Annotated in this window: 17 protein-coding genes; 7 read left to right on the plus strand and 10 right to left on the minus strand. The window is 65.7% G+C overall.

What is annotated here, in order from left to right; translation table 11 throughout:
• The first annotated feature begins 58 nt into the window (after positions 1 to 58).
• Positions 59 to 802, plus strand: a complete 744-nt coding sequence (locus B4383_RS03855; RefSeq protein WP_078288287.1) for an FkbM family methyltransferase — start codon at positions 59 to 61, stop codon at positions 800 to 802.
• 12 nt (positions 803 to 814) lie between these two features.
• Here B4383_RS03855 and B4383_RS03860 read toward each other — a convergent pair whose 3' ends face one another.
• From B4383_RS03860 to B4383_RS03875, 4 genes are read right to left on the minus strand one after another with little or no spacing between them, the layout of a single operon-like run.
• Positions 815 to 1,156, minus strand: a complete 342-nt coding sequence (locus B4383_RS03860) for a YbaB/EbfC family nucleoid-associated protein (RefSeq protein ID WP_078288286.1) — start codon at positions 1,154 to 1,156, stop codon at positions 815 to 817.
• Entirely contained in the window at positions 1,156 to 1,509 is a 354-nt protein-coding gene (locus tag B4383_RS03865) for a hypothetical protein (RefSeq protein WP_176126648.1), read from the minus strand. Before B4383_RS03865 ends, B4383_RS03860 begins: the two co-directional genes overlap by 1 nt.
• Positions 1,484 to 2,833 (minus strand): C40 family peptidase, encoded by a 1,350-nt coding sequence (locus B4383_RS03870; RefSeq protein WP_078288284.1) that lies wholly within the window; start codon positions 2,831 to 2,833, stop codon positions 1,484 to 1,486. Before B4383_RS03870 ends, B4383_RS03865 begins: the two co-directional genes overlap by 26 nt.
• A gap of 2 nt (positions 2,834 to 2,835) precedes the next feature.
• The gene (locus B4383_RS03875) at positions 2,836 to 3,162 is read right to left on the minus strand and encodes a hypothetical protein (RefSeq protein ID WP_078288283.1); all 327 of its coding nucleotides are present in this window, start codon (positions 3,160 to 3,162) and stop codon (positions 2,836 to 2,838) included.
• Positions 3,163 to 3,455: 293 nt separating this feature from the next.
• On the opposite strand from B4383_RS03875, the gene upp reads away from it, so the two are divergent.
• Positions 3,456 to 4,097: a uracil phosphoribosyltransferase gene (gene upp / locus B4383_RS03880; RefSeq protein WP_078288282.1), complete on the plus strand. Its 642-nt coding sequence runs from the start codon at positions 3,456 to 3,458 to the stop codon at positions 4,095 to 4,097.
• Positions 4,098 to 4,108: 11 nt separating this feature from the next.
• On the opposite strand, the gene B4383_RS03885 is transcribed toward upp, so the two are convergent.
• Positions 4,109 to 5,731, minus strand: coding sequence for a phospho-sugar mutase (locus tag B4383_RS03885; protein WP_078288281.1), 1,623 nt, complete (start codon positions 5,729 to 5,731; stop codon positions 4,109 to 4,111).
• Complete coding sequence (locus tag B4383_RS03890; protein ID WP_078288280.1) at positions 5,728 to 6,567, minus strand: purine-nucleoside phosphorylase; 840 nt, start codon at positions 6,565 to 6,567, stop codon at positions 5,728 to 5,730. Before B4383_RS03890 ends, B4383_RS03885 begins: the two co-directional genes overlap by 4 nt.
• 36 nt (positions 6,568 to 6,603) lie before the next feature.
• Between B4383_RS03890 and B4383_RS03895 the strand changes: the two genes are divergently transcribed.
• Both B4383_RS03895 and B4383_RS03900 read left to right on the plus strand, forming a co-directional pair.
• Positions 6,604 to 7,809 (plus strand): M20 family metallopeptidase, encoded by a 1,206-nt coding sequence (locus B4383_RS03895; RefSeq protein ID WP_078288279.1) that lies wholly within the window; start codon positions 6,604 to 6,606, stop codon positions 7,807 to 7,809.
• Entirely contained in the window at positions 7,806 to 9,017 is a 1,212-nt protein-coding gene (locus B4383_RS03900) for a M20 family metallopeptidase (protein ID WP_078288278.1), read from the plus strand. Before B4383_RS03895 ends, B4383_RS03900 begins: the two co-directional genes overlap by 4 nt.
• Here B4383_RS03900 and B4383_RS03905 read toward each other — a convergent pair.
• Positions 9,014 to 9,490, minus strand: a complete 477-nt coding sequence (locus B4383_RS03905; protein ID WP_078288277.1) for a gamma-glutamylcyclotransferase — start codon at positions 9,488 to 9,490, stop codon at positions 9,014 to 9,016. The genes B4383_RS03900 and B4383_RS03905 overlap by 4 nt on opposite strands.
• A 93-nt stretch (positions 9,491 to 9,583) precedes the next feature.
• On the opposite strand from B4383_RS03905, the gene B4383_RS03910 reads away from it, so the two are divergent.
• From B4383_RS03910 to B4383_RS03920, 3 genes are all read left to right on the plus strand, one after another.
• Complete coding sequence (locus B4383_RS03910; protein WP_078288276.1) at positions 9,584 to 10,999, plus strand: NAD(P)H-quinone dehydrogenase; 1,416 nt, start codon at positions 9,584 to 9,586, stop codon at positions 10,997 to 10,999.
• Between the two features lie 115 nt (positions 11,000 to 11,114).
• Positions 11,115 to 12,884, plus strand: coding sequence for a glycerol-3-phosphate dehydrogenase/oxidase (locus tag B4383_RS03915; protein WP_078288275.1), 1,770 nt, complete (start codon positions 11,115 to 11,117; stop codon positions 12,882 to 12,884).
• 22 nt (positions 12,885 to 12,906) lie between these two features.
• Positions 12,907 to 13,800 (plus strand): pseudouridine synthase, encoded by an 894-nt coding sequence (locus tag B4383_RS03920; protein WP_078288274.1) that lies wholly within the window; start codon positions 12,907 to 12,909, stop codon positions 13,798 to 13,800.
• On the opposite strand, the gene B4383_RS03925 is transcribed toward B4383_RS03920, so the two are convergent.
• The 3 genes from B4383_RS03925 to B4383_RS03935 form a co-directional block, all read right to left on the minus strand.
• Positions 13,789 to 14,130: a hypothetical protein gene (locus B4383_RS03925; RefSeq protein WP_078288273.1), complete on the minus strand. Its 342-nt coding sequence runs from the start codon at positions 14,128 to 14,130 to the stop codon at positions 13,789 to 13,791. The genes B4383_RS03920 and B4383_RS03925 overlap by 12 nt on opposite strands.
• A gap of 206 nt (positions 14,131 to 14,336) precedes the next feature.
• Positions 14,337 to 14,939 (minus strand): pyridoxamine 5'-phosphate oxidase family protein, encoded by a 603-nt coding sequence (locus tag B4383_RS03930; RefSeq protein WP_078288272.1) that lies wholly within the window; start codon positions 14,937 to 14,939, stop codon positions 14,337 to 14,339.
• The gene (locus B4383_RS03935) at positions 14,936 to 15,349 is read right to left on the minus strand and encodes a VOC family protein (protein ID WP_078288271.1); all 414 of its coding nucleotides are present in this window, start codon (positions 15,347 to 15,349) and stop codon (positions 14,936 to 14,938) included. Before B4383_RS03935 ends, B4383_RS03930 begins: the two co-directional genes overlap by 4 nt.
• Positions 15,350 to 15,382: the final 33 nt, after the last annotated feature.

The following is a 15,382-nucleotide window of genomic DNA, read 5'->3' on the forward strand; positions in this document are numbered from 1 at the left end:
GGTGCCTGGTCATCGAGCAGGTGCCGGGGTATCGGTCGACTAGTCTGCCCACGTGAGCATGGCGGCGTTGAGAATGGCGCAAACCTATCTACCGTTTCTGCGGCCGCTCAAGTTCGGCGCGTACAACATGGGCACTCGATGGTTCGGGTGGCGCATCGATCCCGAATTCCACCTCCTGGGCCGCCTGGGACCCATCTCCGAGGCGGTCGACATCGGAGGCAACTGGGGTCAGAGTATTTGTGCGCTGCAGCGCACCGCCGCACCAGAGACGATAGTGAGTTTCGAGCCCAATGCCGTTCTTGCTCAGCGGCTTAGCCGCCGATATGAGAGCAGCACCGTGCACGTACATGCCTGCGGACTCTCTGATGCGGACGGCACCTTCGATCTGTTTGTTCCGCGATACCGCAACTTCGTCTACGACGGTCTGGCCTCTCTCGACGAGGGTGAGGCGCGCGGTTGGCTCAACCCCGACACCATGGCGGGATTCGACGAATCAAAACTGACGATCGAACGCCATCCCGTACAGGTTCGCCGACTGGATGATTTCGGCCTAGATCCTCAGGTGATCAAGATCGACGTGCAGGGGATGGAGGCCGCGGTGATTCGTGGTGGGCTCGCCACTATCACCGCTTCGCAGCCGGTGATGATCATCGAGACGCCCTCGGACGAAGTGGTGTCCCTGCTGCAGCCAGCAGGGCTGCGACCGTACGCCTATCGAGGTGACCGACTCAGCCAAGACTGGCGAGACGCCAAAAACACGGTCTTTCTGACCGATTCACACCGAGACCGCGCGGGGCTGTAGGCCCGAAGCCGGTTACGGCTGCGGGTCCTTCAGATCGACCATCAGCTGAGCGAACACCCGCTCGCGGTGATCGAACGCCTGGCCCGCGGCCGCGGCAGCGGTGGCCACCACGATCTGCCCGACGAGGTTGGGAGACAGTTTGGTGACCGAGTCGTCGAGTCTCAGATTGGTCAGCGCGCCGTTGCCGTTGGCTTCCGCCTCCACATGGCCCTGCGCCGAACGCGCCCATCCGCGAAGGTCTTTGAGCTCTTCGACTGCACTGTTCAGGATGTGGCCGCCGGCGCGAGCCTTCGCCATGGTCTCCTGGTACTGCTGTTCGAGCGCCTTGAAGAAGTTGAGGTCTGGCTCCGTCATCAGGATCTCCGTTCCATCTGCTCTTCGGATTGGCGCAATTCCAGGTCGGCGACCTGCGCAGGTGTCGCCAGACCCAGCTTGTCCAGGATGTAATCCGGGATACCGGTCTCGGCGAGTTCTTCGCGGCGGGCCGCTCCGCAGCGCGCGGCACCCAGTTCGCACAGGTTCAAGACCTCCCGTGCGACTGCCGACGCGCCGCGGGCGAGCATGTCGGGTTCGATCTGAACCTCAAGCGGCAGACCGAATTCGGACACCTTGACCCGCAGCGTGCGAGCACGATTTGTCATATCGATGCTCGCACGCGGCTCGGGCCGCGGCACTCCTGAACTAGGAAGTGGGTCGGTAGAATCCATGGAATCCCTGCCCGGCGTTGGTGGTTCGGATCGGGGAGATCTGCACCGGGTCACCGGCTTCGACCATCATGCCGTTGCCGATCACCATGGCGACGTGGCCGTCCCACACCGCCAGGTCACCCGGCATGACAGATCCTTGATCGACCCGGACACCGACGCCCTGCTCCTGTGCGAGGCGGGGGATGTCCACGCCGGACTGTCCGTAGGCCCACTGAGTCAGACCACTGCAGTCCAGACCGACACCGGGCTTGGTGCCGCCCCACTCGTAGGGCACACCCACCTGGCTGAGCGCCTTGCGCACGGCTTCCGCCGCGGCGGCGTTCGGGGCCTGGCTGGTGCTGCCGTCGGGCAGGAACAGCTGTGCACCCTTGCCCATGCTGCGCGGGTCAAGCAGCATCTTGGCCGCACTGGCGTTGGAGCTACCCAATCCGCTGCTGGTTCCACCAGCGGTGGAGGAGGCGTGGCCGCCACCGGCACCGAACGGGTTGGCCAGTGCACCGGCGGCGATACCGCTCATGTTGGCGCCGCCCAGCGCGCTACTGGCGCCACTGGCTCCACCACCGCCGAGCAAGCCGGTAAGAGCCTGCGGGATCTGGCCGAGTCCCTGACCCATCGAGCTCATGGTCTGGGTGACGCCGCTCGCGACGCCGGACATCGCCTGAGTTCCGGCCTGGATGCCGCCCTGCATGGCCGACATGGCGGGCTGGACGCTCCCGGATGCGGGTGTGGCGGGGTTGCCCATGTCGGCGCCCGCCATCCCTGTCAGTTCACCGGCCTGTCCGGTTAGCTCGCCCTCGAGCGTCGCGGTGTACGCCGAGACCTTGGTGGCGCACTCGGATGCTGCCTGAGCGAGCTCAGCAGCGGCGGGAGGGAAGATGCCGATCAGCGGTGTCAGCACCTCAGAGGTGTGCTGGAACTGTTGCAGGGCCTCCGTGATCAGAGCGCTGGCGCGGCCGGTGGACTCGGATGCCTGTCCGACATTGGCGCCCATGGCGCCGCTGCGGGTGGCCATGCTGCTCAACGCCTGGCCGGCCATGCCGGCGAATTGCCCCAGAGCCTGAGCCGCCGCACCGGCGAAGGAGCCGATGAGCTGGCTTCCCGCCTGCATGCCTTGCTGCATGACCTGCTGCATGACCTGCATGCCGCCCTCCAGCATCTTGCTGGGGTCCTGGCCCTCCTTGAACTGGCCGTTACCGACAGTGCCTGCCATGTCCAAGGCTGGCCCGATCAGCCCCGCGGAGAAGGGGTTGTTTTCGAAGCTCGGGTAGTTCGTGTTGGTCGCCTCGGCCAAACGGCTGGGCGAGGTTGGGCCTGTCTCAACCATGATTACGCCTCGATTCCCTCGACAGTGGCGTTGATGTTCTGGCCGACGTTGTCGTCATCGTCGTCGTAGCCCTTGCTCGCCAGGTTGGTGCTGACACCGGACTCGGTGACGCCCATGGCGAGCTGGCCGACGTCCAGCCCCTGCTTGGCGGAGGTTGCGGCGAATGCGCCCAGGTACTGCGCGCCAATCGGACCGAAGATCGGCGCGAGTGCGGCGACCGGGAAAATGCTGACTGCGGTACCCACCGCCGCGAGCGTTCCGCCCATCCCCAGCTGAACTCCGCCCACGCCACGCAGCAGGTCTGTGTCGGCTGCTAATCCGTCTGACATGTCCCCTCCATCTCCTCGGTGGTTCGGCTACCGCCTGTTTTCGGGCAGTTTTCGCCTTGTACTTGGATACGACGGGGGTAGTCGCGATTCGGTTCCATCTTTCTCAAAACTTTTGAAAGATTTTTTTGGCAACGTGGCCACCCCGCTGTATTACCTGCTCAGCATAGCTGTTCGGGCTGCCTCAGGAACGATATCGATGCGAAAGCGTGCGCTGCTTCACGCGTGATGCCCGTCACATTCCCGCAGTGTCCGGGATCGACGGCATCGAAGCTTGCTGTTCTAGGGTCTGGGGCATGCATGTGCACGTAGTTGAGCACCCACTTGCCGCGGCCCGGCTGACCACCCTTCGCGATGCCGGCACCGATAACGCGGCTTTCCGTGCCGCGCTGCGGGATCTGACCCTGATGCTCGTCTATGAGGCGACCCGCTCGGCACCGGTGGAGTCCTCCGCGGTGCGCACACCGGTGGCGGTGACGACGGGGTTCCGTTTGGCGAATCCGCCGTTGCTGGTCCCGGTTCTGCGGGCGGGGTTGGGCATGGTGGATCAGGCCCATGCCCTCATCCCCGAGGCGCGGGTCGGGTTCGTCGGCATGGCGCGCGACGAGGAGACGTGGCAACCCACCCCGTATCTGGAATCTCTGCCGGCCGACTTGTCGCAACAACCGGTATTCGTCCTGGACCCGATGCTGGCGACCGGCGGGTCGATGGTCCATACGCTCGACCTGTTGCATTCCCGCGGCGCCACCGACCTGACGATGTTGTGTGTGGTCGCGGCACCGCAGGGGGTTGAGGCGGTCCGGGAGGGGGTCGCACGCTACGGCCCGTCGACGTCCGCGCGATTGTTCACGGCCACCGTCGACGAGGGTCTCACTGATGCGGCATACATCGTGCCGGGCCTGGGCGATGCCGGCGATCGTCAGTTCGGTCCCAGATAAATTGCGCCTAGTTAGATGTTGCGGGCGTAGGCCTCCAGCTCGGAGACCACCACGCCCGCCCAGATCCGTGCGACGGTCGCATCGGTGATGACGGGCTCGCGGACCTCGATGTAGCACTTGACCTTTGGTTCGGTTCCCGAGGGGCGGATCACCAGCCGGATGGACGAACCCCCGATCTCGCCGGAAAGTATCACCGCGTCGGTGCGCTGTTGACCCCGTCGTTCCAGGAGGTCCTCGACGGTGATCGGGAACCCGGACAGCGCGGCGGGAAGGTTCCCCCGCAGGCGCGCCATCACGGCGGTGATGTCGGCGAGGGAGTCCATGCGCAGCGAGACCTGCGAGGTGACATGGATGCCGTGCCTGATCGCCAGGTTCTCGAGCTTTTCCTCCACACTCGATCCGAGCTCGCGCAGGTGTGTCACGAGGTCGCATGCGAGCACCGCGGCGGAGATACCGTCCTTGTCCCGCACGGTGGCTGGATCCACGCAATGCCCGATGGCTTCCTCATACGCGTAGACAAGGTCGAAATCTGCTGCCCGGACAAGCCATTTGAATCCGGTGAGAGTTTCCACATGCCGAGCGCCGAGAGATGCCGCGATGCGTGCGAGCATGCGGGAGGAGACCACCGTGCTGGCCACTACCGGCGGAGTGGATGAATGTGGTTGCGTGGAGAGGATGTAATCACCGAGTAGCCAACCGGTTTCATCCCCGGAGAGCATGCGCCAACCGGTCGTGGTGGGGATGCCGATGGCGCACCTGTCGGCGTCCGGATCCAGCGCGATGGCCAGGTCGGCGTCGACCTCGGCGGCCCGGGTCAGCACCGCATCGGAGGCCCCCGGTTCCTCGGGATTCGGAAACGCGACTGTAGGAAAGTCCGGATCCGGCTGGAACTGGTTGTCCACCACGTGGATGTCGGTGATACCTGCGGCATTCAGCGTGTCCAGGGCGGTGGCCCCGCCGACTCCGTGCAGTGCGGTGAGTGCGACGCGGACACCGCCGGAGCCCCGGCGCACCGTGGCGGCACGTTGGATGTAGGCATCCACCAAGGTGTCGTCGGTGGGAGTGACGGGGATGCGTGGAATCTGATCGGCGAAAGGTGCTGCGGCTGTTGTCGATTCGATATCACGATCGGTAGGGGAGATGATCTGTGCGCCGCCCGACCAATACACTTTGTAGCCGTTGTCGGTGGGCGGGTTGTGGGATGCGGTGATCTGGATGCCCGCTGCCGCATCCAGGTGGCGTACCGCGAACGCGAGCACCGGTGTGGGCAGCGGGCGGGGCAGGAGCACTACCTTGAACCCCTCGGCCGCGAGCACTTCCGCCGCACCCTGCGCGAACTTCTCCGATCCGTGCCGCGCATCACGACCCACCACCACGGTCGAGCCGCCGAGGCACCGATCCTTGAGAACCTTGGCCAGCGCGTAGGTGGTACGCAGCACGACGGCCAGGTTCATGCCGTTGGGGCCGCCGCGGACGGTGCCGCGCAGGCCAGCCGTGCCGAACACCAGTGGCTCGGAGAATCGCTGCGCCAGCTCCTCATCGGAGCAGGTGCGCAGCTCGGCGGCGGTCTCGGGGTCGGGGTCATGGTCGATCCACTCTTGGATCGCGTGTGCTGCCGGCGGGGACTCCGTCATAACCGACCAATCACCGAGCTGAGAAGTTGGCCCATGCGAGTGGCCGACGCGCGCCCGGCGGCCAGCACCTCCTCATGGTTGAGGGACTCTCCGGTCATTCCGGCCGCGAGGTTGGTTACCAGAGACACGCCCAGCACCTCGGCCCCGGCAGCACGGGCCGCGATGGTCTCGTGCACGGTCGACATGCCCACCAGGTCCGCGCCCAGCGTGCGCAGCATGCGGATCTCCGCGGGGGTCTCGTAATGCGGGCCGGGCAGACCCGTGTACACCCCCTCGGCGAGGCTGTCGTCGATCTCCCGCGCCAGCGCCCGTAATCGCGGCGCATACGCGTCGACAAGGTCGACGAACTGCGCACCCACCAACGGCGAGCGGGCCGTCAGGTTGAGATGGTCGCTGATCAGCACCGGCTGACCCACTGTGTAGTCCTCGCGTAGTCCTCCGGCGGCGTTGGTGAGCACGATGGTCCGGGCGCCCGCGGCGCAGGCGGTGCGCACGGGGTGGACGACGTGACGCAGGTCGTGACCCTCGTAGGCGTGAATCCTGCCCAGCAGTACCAGCATCCGCTGGCCGCTGTCGCCGATGGGGATCGACAGCACCGAACCGCCGTGTCCGGCCGCACTGGGTGGGCTGAATCCGGGTAGGTCGGCCATCGGGATGCTCGTGGCGGGGGTGCCCAGTTCGGCTGCTGCCGGAGCCCAACCCGATCCGAGAACCACCGCGACGGGGTGGGATGCGACGCCGGTGCGCGCCGCGATCTCCGCGGCCGCGAGGGACGCCGCGGCATCCGGAGCCTCATCGGTGCTGTCGCCGCTTCGCGCAGGCCGCTTATCGGTCACAGCTATGGAGCCTAACCATGATGGGATACTGATCTAATGCCCTTGACCACTGGAGCGTCGTCCGCCGCGCATGCCCAGACCGTCAGCACGGTCGTGGACGCCGTGGCGACGGATCTGGTGGCGTTATCGCACGACATTCACGCCGAACCCGAGCTGGCGTTCCATGAGGTTCGCAGCGCCCTGAAAACGCAGCGGCTGCTCGCCGAGCGCGGATTCGAGATTGTCACCGGTCAGGGCGGTATGGACACGGCGTTCCGCGCCACTTATGGAGATGGCCCGCTGGTCATCGGTGTTTGCGCCGAGTACGACGCGCTGCCCGGGATCGGCCACGCATGCGGCCACAACATCATCGCGGCATCCGCCGTCGGCACCGGCTTGGGGCTCGCCGAGGTCGCCGATGCCCTCGGACTCACCGTGGTGGTTATCGGCACGCCGGCCGAGGAGTACGGGGGCGGTAAGGCACTTCTGCTCAAGGCGGGTGCCTTCGACGACATCGCGGCGGCGGTGATGCTGCACCCCGGGCCGATCGATATCGCGGGCGCGCGCTCCCTCGCGCTGACCGACGTGATGGTCGCCTACCACGGCAAGGAATCGCACGCCGCGGTCGCGCCGCACCTCGGAATCAACGCCGCCGACGCGGTCACCGTCGCGCAGGTCTCAATCGGTCTGTTGCGTCAGCATCTGTCACCCGGACAGCTGATCCACGGCATCGTCACCGAGGGCGGGGAGGCGGCCAACATCATCCCGGCCCGCGCCGCGATGCAGTACACAATGCGTGCCGTGGAATCAGCGTCTCTGCGTGAGCTGGAGGAGAAGGTTTACGCATGCTTCGCCGCGGGCGCGATGGCGACGGGATGTAGCCACGAACTCATCGAATCTTCGCCGCCATACCTGGAGCTGACGCCGGATCCATGGCTGGTTGAGGTGTTTCGCGAGGAAATGGAGTCCGTCGGCCGTACGCCGGTGCCCGCGGAATTCGAGGCCAATGTGCCCTTGGGTAGTACCGATATGGGCAACGTGACGCAGATGCTGCCCGGTATTCACCCGGTCATCGGCATCGATTCGGGCGGAGCGGTCATCCACCAACCCGATTTCGAGAAGGCCGCCAGGGAACCAGGTGCTGATCGGGCCGTGGTTGAAGGCGCGAAGATGCTGGCACGCACCGTGGTACGACTGGCCGAGAACGACGCCGAGCGCTCCCGAGTGCTGGATCGGCTGGCGCGCAGGACGGTGACGGTATGAGCGAACATGATGGTCTTCACGCAGGTGGCGCATCCCTGTCTGCCATAGCCGAGCATTGGCTCGCCGAGAACTACGAGGCGCTGGTCCGGTGGCGCCGCCATATCCACGCACATCCCGAGTTGGCGCGCCAGGAGCATGCCACCACTGAATATGTAGCCGCGCGGTTGGCTGAGGCCGGGCTCAATCCCAAGGTGCTGCCCGGAGGTACCGGAATCACCTGCGACTTCGGGCCCGAGGACGGTCCGCGGGTGGCGCTGCGCGCGGACATGGATGCGTTGCCGATGCAGGAACGCACCGGGGCGTCCTACTCCTCGACGGTGCCGAACGTCGCGCACGCCTGTGGGCACGACGCACACACCGCGATCCTGCTGGGTGCGGCCATGGCCCTCAACTCGGCTCCCTCGCTGCCCTCGGGTGTGCGCCTCATCTTCCAGCCCGCCGAGGAGGTCATGCCGGGAGGCGCCATCGACGTGGTGGCCGCCGGGGCGATGGCCGGTGTAGCGAGAATTTTTGCGCTGCACTGCGATCCGCGTCTCGAGGTGGGCAAGGTGGCAGTCCGTGCGGGGGCGATCACCTCGGCCGCGGACACCGTCGAAGTCACGTTGCACTCCCCGGGCGGGCATACCTCGCGGCCACATCTGACGGCCGACTTGGTGTACGGGCTCGGAACTGTCATCACCGGATTGCCGGGGATGCTGAGTCGTCGCATTGATCCGCGGGCCGGCACCGTCATGGTGTGGGGGGCCGTCAACGCGGGCCAGGCGGCCAACGCCATTCCACAGATCGGCTCATTGGCCGGCACGGTGCGCACCGGCAGCCGTGACGTGTGGATCACGCTGGAGAGCACCGTCCGCGATGTGATCGAGGGGCTGTTGGCTCCGCTGCGCATCGATTACACCCTCAACTACCGCCGCGGTGTCCCGCCCGTCATCAACGAGCCCGAGTCCACGCACATCTTCGTGCGGGCAATCGAGGCCATCGGGTTGGACGCGCTCGCGGAGACCACCCAGTCCGGTGGTGGTGAGGACTTCTCCTGGTATTTGGAGGAGGTGCCCGGCGCGATGGCAAGACTGGGCGTGTGGTCGGGATCGGGCCCGCAGCTCGATATCCACCAACCGAACTTCGATATCGATGAACGGGCGCTTGGCGTCGGTGTGCGGACGCTGGTCAATCTCGTCGAACAAAGCGCCGCGCAGGGCTCCGTCTAGCTCGTTCCGGGGCCGATATTGCGCGATGCCCGGGTGCGCAATCCGTGTACGTAATCCTCTGGGGCGCCGGCGATTTCTGCGGCATCGGCCATCACGCCCAGGTACCGTGCGGACGGTAGCCCACCCTCGTAGGCGTTGACGACATAGAGCCAGGCCAGCACCGGGTCGATGGTCGTGTCGGAGGATTCCCGGTCGATCCGGCAACGGATCTTGGTGTGGATGCCAAGCTCCGAACCTTCCCAGCGATCGAGGTTCTTCTCGTCGGCCCCGGTCATGTCGTAGAGCACGACGAAAACCCTCGAGTGGGGGTCTTGCACGACCGTGGCCAGCGCGCCTTCCCAGCCGATGTCCTCACCGCCGAAGGTCAGCCGCCAGCCGTGTAGCCAGCCGGTGCCGGCCATGGGCGAGTGCGGCGCCCGCTGCAACATCTGTTCGGGATGCATGTTGGAGCCATAAGCGGCGTAGAGCGGCACGGGGGCAAGCCTAGTGGTCCTGTGGTGGAGATGACGGCAAGGTTGCCCCACGATGGCAAGCCGGGTCGGGTCTGTACTTGTAGGTTTGATGCCGTGGCAACGCGCATCGTGATCATTGGTGGAGGACCAGCGGGATACGAGGCGGCGCTTGTGGCCGCCGCCCATGAGCGAAGCGCCACCGAGGTCACGGTGATCGACTCGGACGGTATCGGCGGCGCGTGCGTGCTCTTCGATTGCGTGCCGTCCAAGACGTTCATCGCGTCCACCGGTGTGCGCACCGACCTGCGGCGCGCGCCCAACCTGGGCTTTGACATCGACGTGGAGCACGCCAAGATCTCGCTTCCGCAGATCCACCACCGCGTCAAGCGTCTTGCCTCCGAGCAGTCAGCCGATATCGCCGAGCGGCTGCGCAACGCCGGGGTACGTCTGATCTCCGGGCGTGCCGAGCTGGTCGATCATGTGGTCGGGATGGCGTTTCACCGGGTCAAGGCCACCGCCGCGGATGGGACAAGCACCATCCTGGAAGCCGATGTGGTGCTCATTGCCACCGGCGCCAGCCCACGGGTGCTGTCTCATGCCCGCCCCGACGGGGAACGGATCCTCACCTGGCGCCAGCTCTATGACCTGGAGGAGCTGCCCGAGCACCTCATCGTGGTCGGATCGGGTGTGACGGGTGCCGAGTTCGTCCACGCGTACACGGAGCTGGGCGTTCAGGTGACCGTGGTGGCCAGCCGGGACCGCGTGCTGCCGCACGAGGACGAGGATGCGGCCCTGGTCCTGGAGGACACGCTGGCCGAACGCGGTGTGACGCTCGTCAAGAACGCTCGGGCCGATTCGGTGACAAGAACCGATACCGGCGTCCGCGTCGCGATGGCCGACGGCCGGGTGGTCGACGGCAGCCATGTGCTGATGACCGTGGGGTCGATTCCGAACACCGCGGGCCTGGGCCTGGAACGGGTCGGCATCACGCTCGGCCCCGGCGGCTACCTCACCGTCGACCGGGTGTCGCGCACCTCGGTGGCCGGCATTTACGCCGCGGGCGACTGCACGGGCCTGCTGCCGCTGGCCTCGGTGGCGGCCATGCAGGGCCGCATTGCCATGTATCACGCACTCGGTGACGCGGTGCATCCCATCAAGTTGAAAACCGTTGCCGCCGCGGTGTTCACTCGCCCGGAGATCGCCGCCGTGGGGGTGTCCCAGGCGGCCATCGACAACGGTGAGGTGCCGGCGCGGACGGTCACGCTGCCCCTGCATACGAACCCCCGGGCCAAAATGTCGGGCCTCAAGCGTGGTTTCGTCAAGATCTTCTGCCGCCCGGCCACCGGTGTGGTGATCGGTGGCGTCGTGGTGGCCGCGAATGCCTCCGAGCTGATTTTGCCCATCGCCCTCGCGGTGCAGAACTTGCTCTCAGTCAACGATCTCGCGCAGACGCTGTCGGTGTACCCGTCTCTGTCCGGCTCGGTGACGGAGGCGGCACGCCAGCTGATTGCCCACGATGACCTGGACTGACCTCGGGCGACATGCGCTACAGCGGCGTGCATCACAGACGAGAGCACTAGCGGCCGGTAACGTGGCTTTCTGGAAGGACTCCGGGGCCCGATAGTGGGAGTGGAAGGGAGCAGTCGTGAGTGACGCAACCAGCCCATCGGTATCGGGTGGACCGACCTACACGTTCCTGGGACCGCAGGCCCGTTCGCTGAACTGGGAGCGCCTGGGATCCGAGCAGTTCGATGTCATCGTGATCGGCGGTGGTGTGGTCGGTGCCGGATCGGCTCTCGACGCGGCCACGCGCGGGCTGAAGGTCGCGCTGGTCGAGGCGCGTGACTTCGCCGCCGGGACGTCGAGCCGCTCCTCGAAGATGTTCCACGGCGGCCTGCGTTATCTGGAGCAGCTCGAATTCGGTTTGGTCCAGGAGGCATTGCGCGAACGTGAGCTGTCGCTCTCGACGCTGGCGCCACATCTGGTCAAGCCGCTGCCGTTCTTGTTCCCGCTGACCAATCGGTGGTGGGAACGTCCCTACATTGCCGCCGGCATCTTTTTGTACGACCAGATGGGTGGCGCGAAATCTGTTCCCGCCCAAAAACACCTCACCCGCGCCGGTGCACTGCGGCTGGCGCCGGGGCTGAAGCGCAACTCGCTCATCGGCGGTATCCGCTACTACGACACCGTGGTTGACGACGCCCGGCACACCATGAACGTGGCCCGTACGGCGGCGCACTACGGGGCCGTCGTCAGAACATCCACTCAGGTGGTCTCGCTGTTGCGTGAGGGTGATCGCGTCACCGGCGTGGTGGTGCGCGACACCGAGAACGGCGCCGAGACCGAGGTTCGCGGGCATGTCGTCGTCAATGCCACCGGGGTGTGGACCGATGAGATCCAGGCGCTGTCGCGTACCCGCGGCCGGTTCCGGGTGACCGCGTCCAAGGGCGTTCACATCGTGGTGCCACGGGACAGGGTCGTCAGCGAAGTGGCGATCATCCTGCGGACCGAAAAGTCGGTGCTGTTCGTCATCCCGTGGGGCAACCACTGGATCATCGGGACGACCGATACCGAATGGAATCTCGACCTGGCACATCCGGCGGCCACCAAGGTGGATATCGACTACATCCTGAACAAGGTGAACACGGTGCTGGCAACACCGTTGACACACAACGATATCGATGGGGTGTACGCGGGCCTGCGGCCACTGCTGGCCGGTGAGGATGACGACACGTCCAAGCTTTCCCGTGAGCACGCCGTCGCGGTGGCGGCGCCGGGGCTGGTGGCCATCGCGGGCGGCAAGTACACGACCTATCGCGTCATGGCCTCCGATGCCATTGATATGGCCAGCGAATTCGTGCCGGCAAGGGTCGCGCCGTCGATCACCGAGAAGGTGCCGCTGCTCGGTGCCGACGGGTACTTCGCGCTGATCAATCAGACCGAGCATGTGGGGGAGACCTACGGCCTGCATCCCTACCGGGTGCGGCATCTGCTGGACCGGTACGGTTCGCTGATCGGCGAGGTGCTGGCGTGTGCGGGCTCGGATCACACCTTGCTGGAGCCGATTGCCAAGGCGCCGATGTACTTGAAGGTGGAGGCGCTGTACGCGGTGGTGGCCGAAGGTGCCTTGCATCTGGAGGACATTCTCGCCCGGCGCATGCGTATTGCCATCGAGTACCCGCATCGTGGCGTCGATTGCGCCCAAGAGGTCGCCGAGCTGGTGGCTCCGGTCCTCGGCTGGTCTGCGGAAGACATTGTGCGCGAGGTGGATACCTACCGTGCGCGGGTGGATGCCGAGGTGCGCTCGCAGCGTCAGCCCGATGACGCGTCGGCAGATGCGCTACGGGTCGCGGCACCCGAGGCACGCTCGTTCATCGTCGAACCGGTGACCGACGTACTGTCTCCATCCAAGTAAGACTCGGCAGTCAGTCCCGCTGATGAGCCCGAGAAGGAGGGCTCCAGAGCCACCGCTACCGGTCCGGGACGGCTTGGGGCCGGTCCGAATTCGCCTGCGAGAAGACGGGCGGGTGGTTGATGAGCTGGTGTCCCGATTCGGTCCGGCCGCCGCCGGGAAGGTGAGCGGTGGCGAGGTTGTCGACGCCGAGGGTGTGGCCGTCACCGCGGAGACACATCTGCGCGCGGGATCGTCGGTGTACACCTATCGCGAAGTGGCCGCGGAGGTCCCTGTTCCCTTCGCCATCGACATATTGCACTGGGATGATGACGTTCTAGTGGTTGACAAGCCGCATTTCCTCGCCACGATGCCGCGCGGTGGCCATGTCACCGAGACAGCGCTGGTGCGGTTGCGTAAGACACTGGACCTGCCGGAACTGGCACCCGCACACCGCCTCGACCGGCTCACCGCCGGAGTGCTGCTGTTCACGGTGCGCCGCGAGGCCCGCGGCGCATATCAGTCGCTGTTCGCGCAACGCCAGGTGGTCAAGATCTACGAGGCGTTGGCGCCCGTCGACCCGGATGTCTTCCTGCCGGTGACGCTGCGGAGCAGGATCATCAAGCGGCGCAGCATCCTTCAGGCGAGTGAGGAGCCGGGTCCGGTGAACGCCGAGACGCATATCGAGCTGCTCGATCACGATGGTTCGACAGGCAGGTACCGCCTGACTCCGAGCACCGGGCAGACCCATCAGCTGCGGGTGCACATGAACAGCCTGGGAATCCCGATTGTCAACGACTCGCTCTATCCCGAGGTTGTGGCGGTGGCATCGACTGACTTCACCCGGCCGCTGCAACTCGTGGCGCGCTCGCTGGCATTCCGGGACCCGTTCACCGGGACGGAGGTCCGGTACGAATCGGCGAGGGCGCTACGGCAGTGACGCCCGGAGATGTTCGGCGCAGTCCCGCAGGTAGCGTCCCGGTAGATCCGCTGCCTTGTCGAGGTATTCGCGCAGCAGGGTCTCGTCGCCGACATACTCACTGAGACATTGCAGACAGCCGATCTTGTGGTGTTCCTCTTCGACCGAGGTCCAGGACACGTCGATGAGATCGCGAATACCGGAGGCCGCGAATTGGTATCGGGCGTCGTCGTATTCGGTGCCCTGGACGGTGGCGGCCCGCCGGGCCAGGAGCAGGAAGTCTTCTTGCTCAAGGTCGCCGAGATTGGACAAAGTAGTTGTGTTCGACAACCACGCGACCATCCGGCTCATATCCCAGCTCCGGGCGATGAGATAAAGCAGTGCGGTCAGCTCGTCCTGGTCGAGCCGACGGATGCCGCCGGTGGTGACTTGCTCCGAGAAGTGGTCTTCGACGTGCTTCCACTCCGGGCACCCGATTTCGTTGCCGGGATATTCCTCCAGTCAGTCCCTGAACCGTGCCGAGTGGGTGCGTAGCACCCGATTGCCGGCGAGGGGATTCATGGTCGCGTGGCTTCGAGCTCGGCAATGCGGGCGCGGAGCTTATCGATTTCGGCCGTCAGCTCGGCCTCTCGGGCCTGTGCTTTTTCTTGATAGGCCTTGCCGAGATCGGAAAGGTACTGCTGGTCATAGCGGGGAATGATGCTGCGCGAGCAGTTCCAGTCGAATGCCTCTACCGCGATATCGATCTCGCGGCGTTCGCCGTCGTGCACGGCGCCGCGCCCGAACAACTTGAGGCGCTGCTTGCGTGGGTAGTCGACGAAGAACATCGCCAATCGATCGTCGGCCGCGAGGTTCCCCAGCGTCACGAACTGATTGTTGCCCGGAAGATCGATGAACCGCAGTGTGTTGCCGCCGAGGTGACGGACGAATCCCGCAGGGCCGCTGCGATATTGCAGGTATGGCCATCCTGTCGGGGTGACAGTGCCCAGACAGAACTGAGTCGCCTCGGCGATCATCCGTAGCTCCCGTGACCCGAGGCCGTCGGGGCCGTCATCGGGGCGTTCCAGATGTGTGCCGTAGGCGACATAGCTGCCGTTGGCCCGCTGCCGCTCGAGCGCGTCCGCGCCGAAGGCGAGGTGGTGGTAGTGGTTGTTGGTCACGGGTACACCGCGATCTCGATGAGGTTTCCGTCCGGGTCGCGGCAGTAGTGCGATGTCATTTCACCCAGTGCCCCGGTCTTGGTCACCGGGCCCTGCTCGATGTCCACACCGCATGCGCCGAGGTGCTCGCGAACCTCGGCCGGCGAGGAATCGGTGATGAAGCACAGGTCATCCGATCCGGCGGCCGCGGCCCGGCCGGTGAACCACTCGTCCTGGGTCGCCCTGATCGGTCGCAGGTTGATCTTCTGGTTGCCGAATGTCAGGGCCGTACGGCGTGCGGGGCCGAATGTTTCCCGAGTCATGCCGAGGACGCGCTGATACCAGGCCGCGGTCGTCGCCACGTCGGTGCAGTTGATCACGATGTGGTCGAACCGGGTCACCTTCACGTGCACCGTCTCCTCTTCGCGCAGGCGCTCATCGGTACTGTTTCCTCTTCGCGCAGG

The organism is Mycobacterium sp. D16R24, from assembly GCF_002013385.1.
Lineage (GTDB): Bacteria > Actinomycetota > Actinomycetes > Mycobacteriales > Mycobacteriaceae > Mycobacterium.

Coding starts and splice junctions, on each gene's coding strand:
- B4383_RS03925 (WP_078288273.1), bottom strand. CDS start 14,130: ATGAGCCGGATGGTCGCGTGGTTGTCGAACACAACTACTTTGTCCAAT.
- B4383_RS03895 (WP_078288279.1), top strand. CDS start 6,604: ATGCCCTTGACCACTGGAGCGTCGTCCGCCGCGCATGCCCAGACCGTC.
- upp (WP_078288282.1), top strand. CDS start 3,456: ATGCATGTGCACGTAGTTGAGCACCCACTTGCCGCGGCCCGGCTGACC.
- B4383_RS03900 (WP_078288278.1), top strand. CDS start 7,806: ATGAGCGAACATGATGGTCTTCACGCAGGTGGCGCATCCCTGTCTGCC.
- B4383_RS03865 (WP_176126648.1), bottom strand. CDS start 1,509: ATGGATTCTACCGACCCACTTCCTAGTTCAGGAGTGCCGCGGCCCGAG.
- B4383_RS03920 (WP_078288274.1), top strand. CDS start 12,907: ATGAGCCCGAGAAGGAGGGCTCCAGAGCCACCGCTACCGGTCCGGGAC.
- B4383_RS03855 (WP_078288287.1), top strand. CDS start 59: ATGGCGGCGTTGAGAATGGCGCAAACCTATCTACCGTTTCTGCGGCCG.
- B4383_RS03875 (WP_078288283.1), bottom strand. CDS start 3,162: ATGTCAGACGGATTAGCAGCCGACACAGACCTGCTGCGTGGCGTGGGC.
- B4383_RS03860 (WP_078288286.1), bottom strand. CDS start 1,156: ATGACGGAGCCAGACCTCAACTTCTTCAAGGCGCTCGAACAGCAGTAC.
- B4383_RS03870 (WP_078288284.1), bottom strand. CDS start 2,833: ATGGTTGAGACAGGCCCAACCTCGCCCAGCCGTTTGGCCGAGGCGACC.
- B4383_RS03885 (WP_078288281.1), bottom strand. CDS start 5,731: ATGACGGAGTCCCCGCCGGCAGCACACGCGATCCAAGAGTGGATCGAC.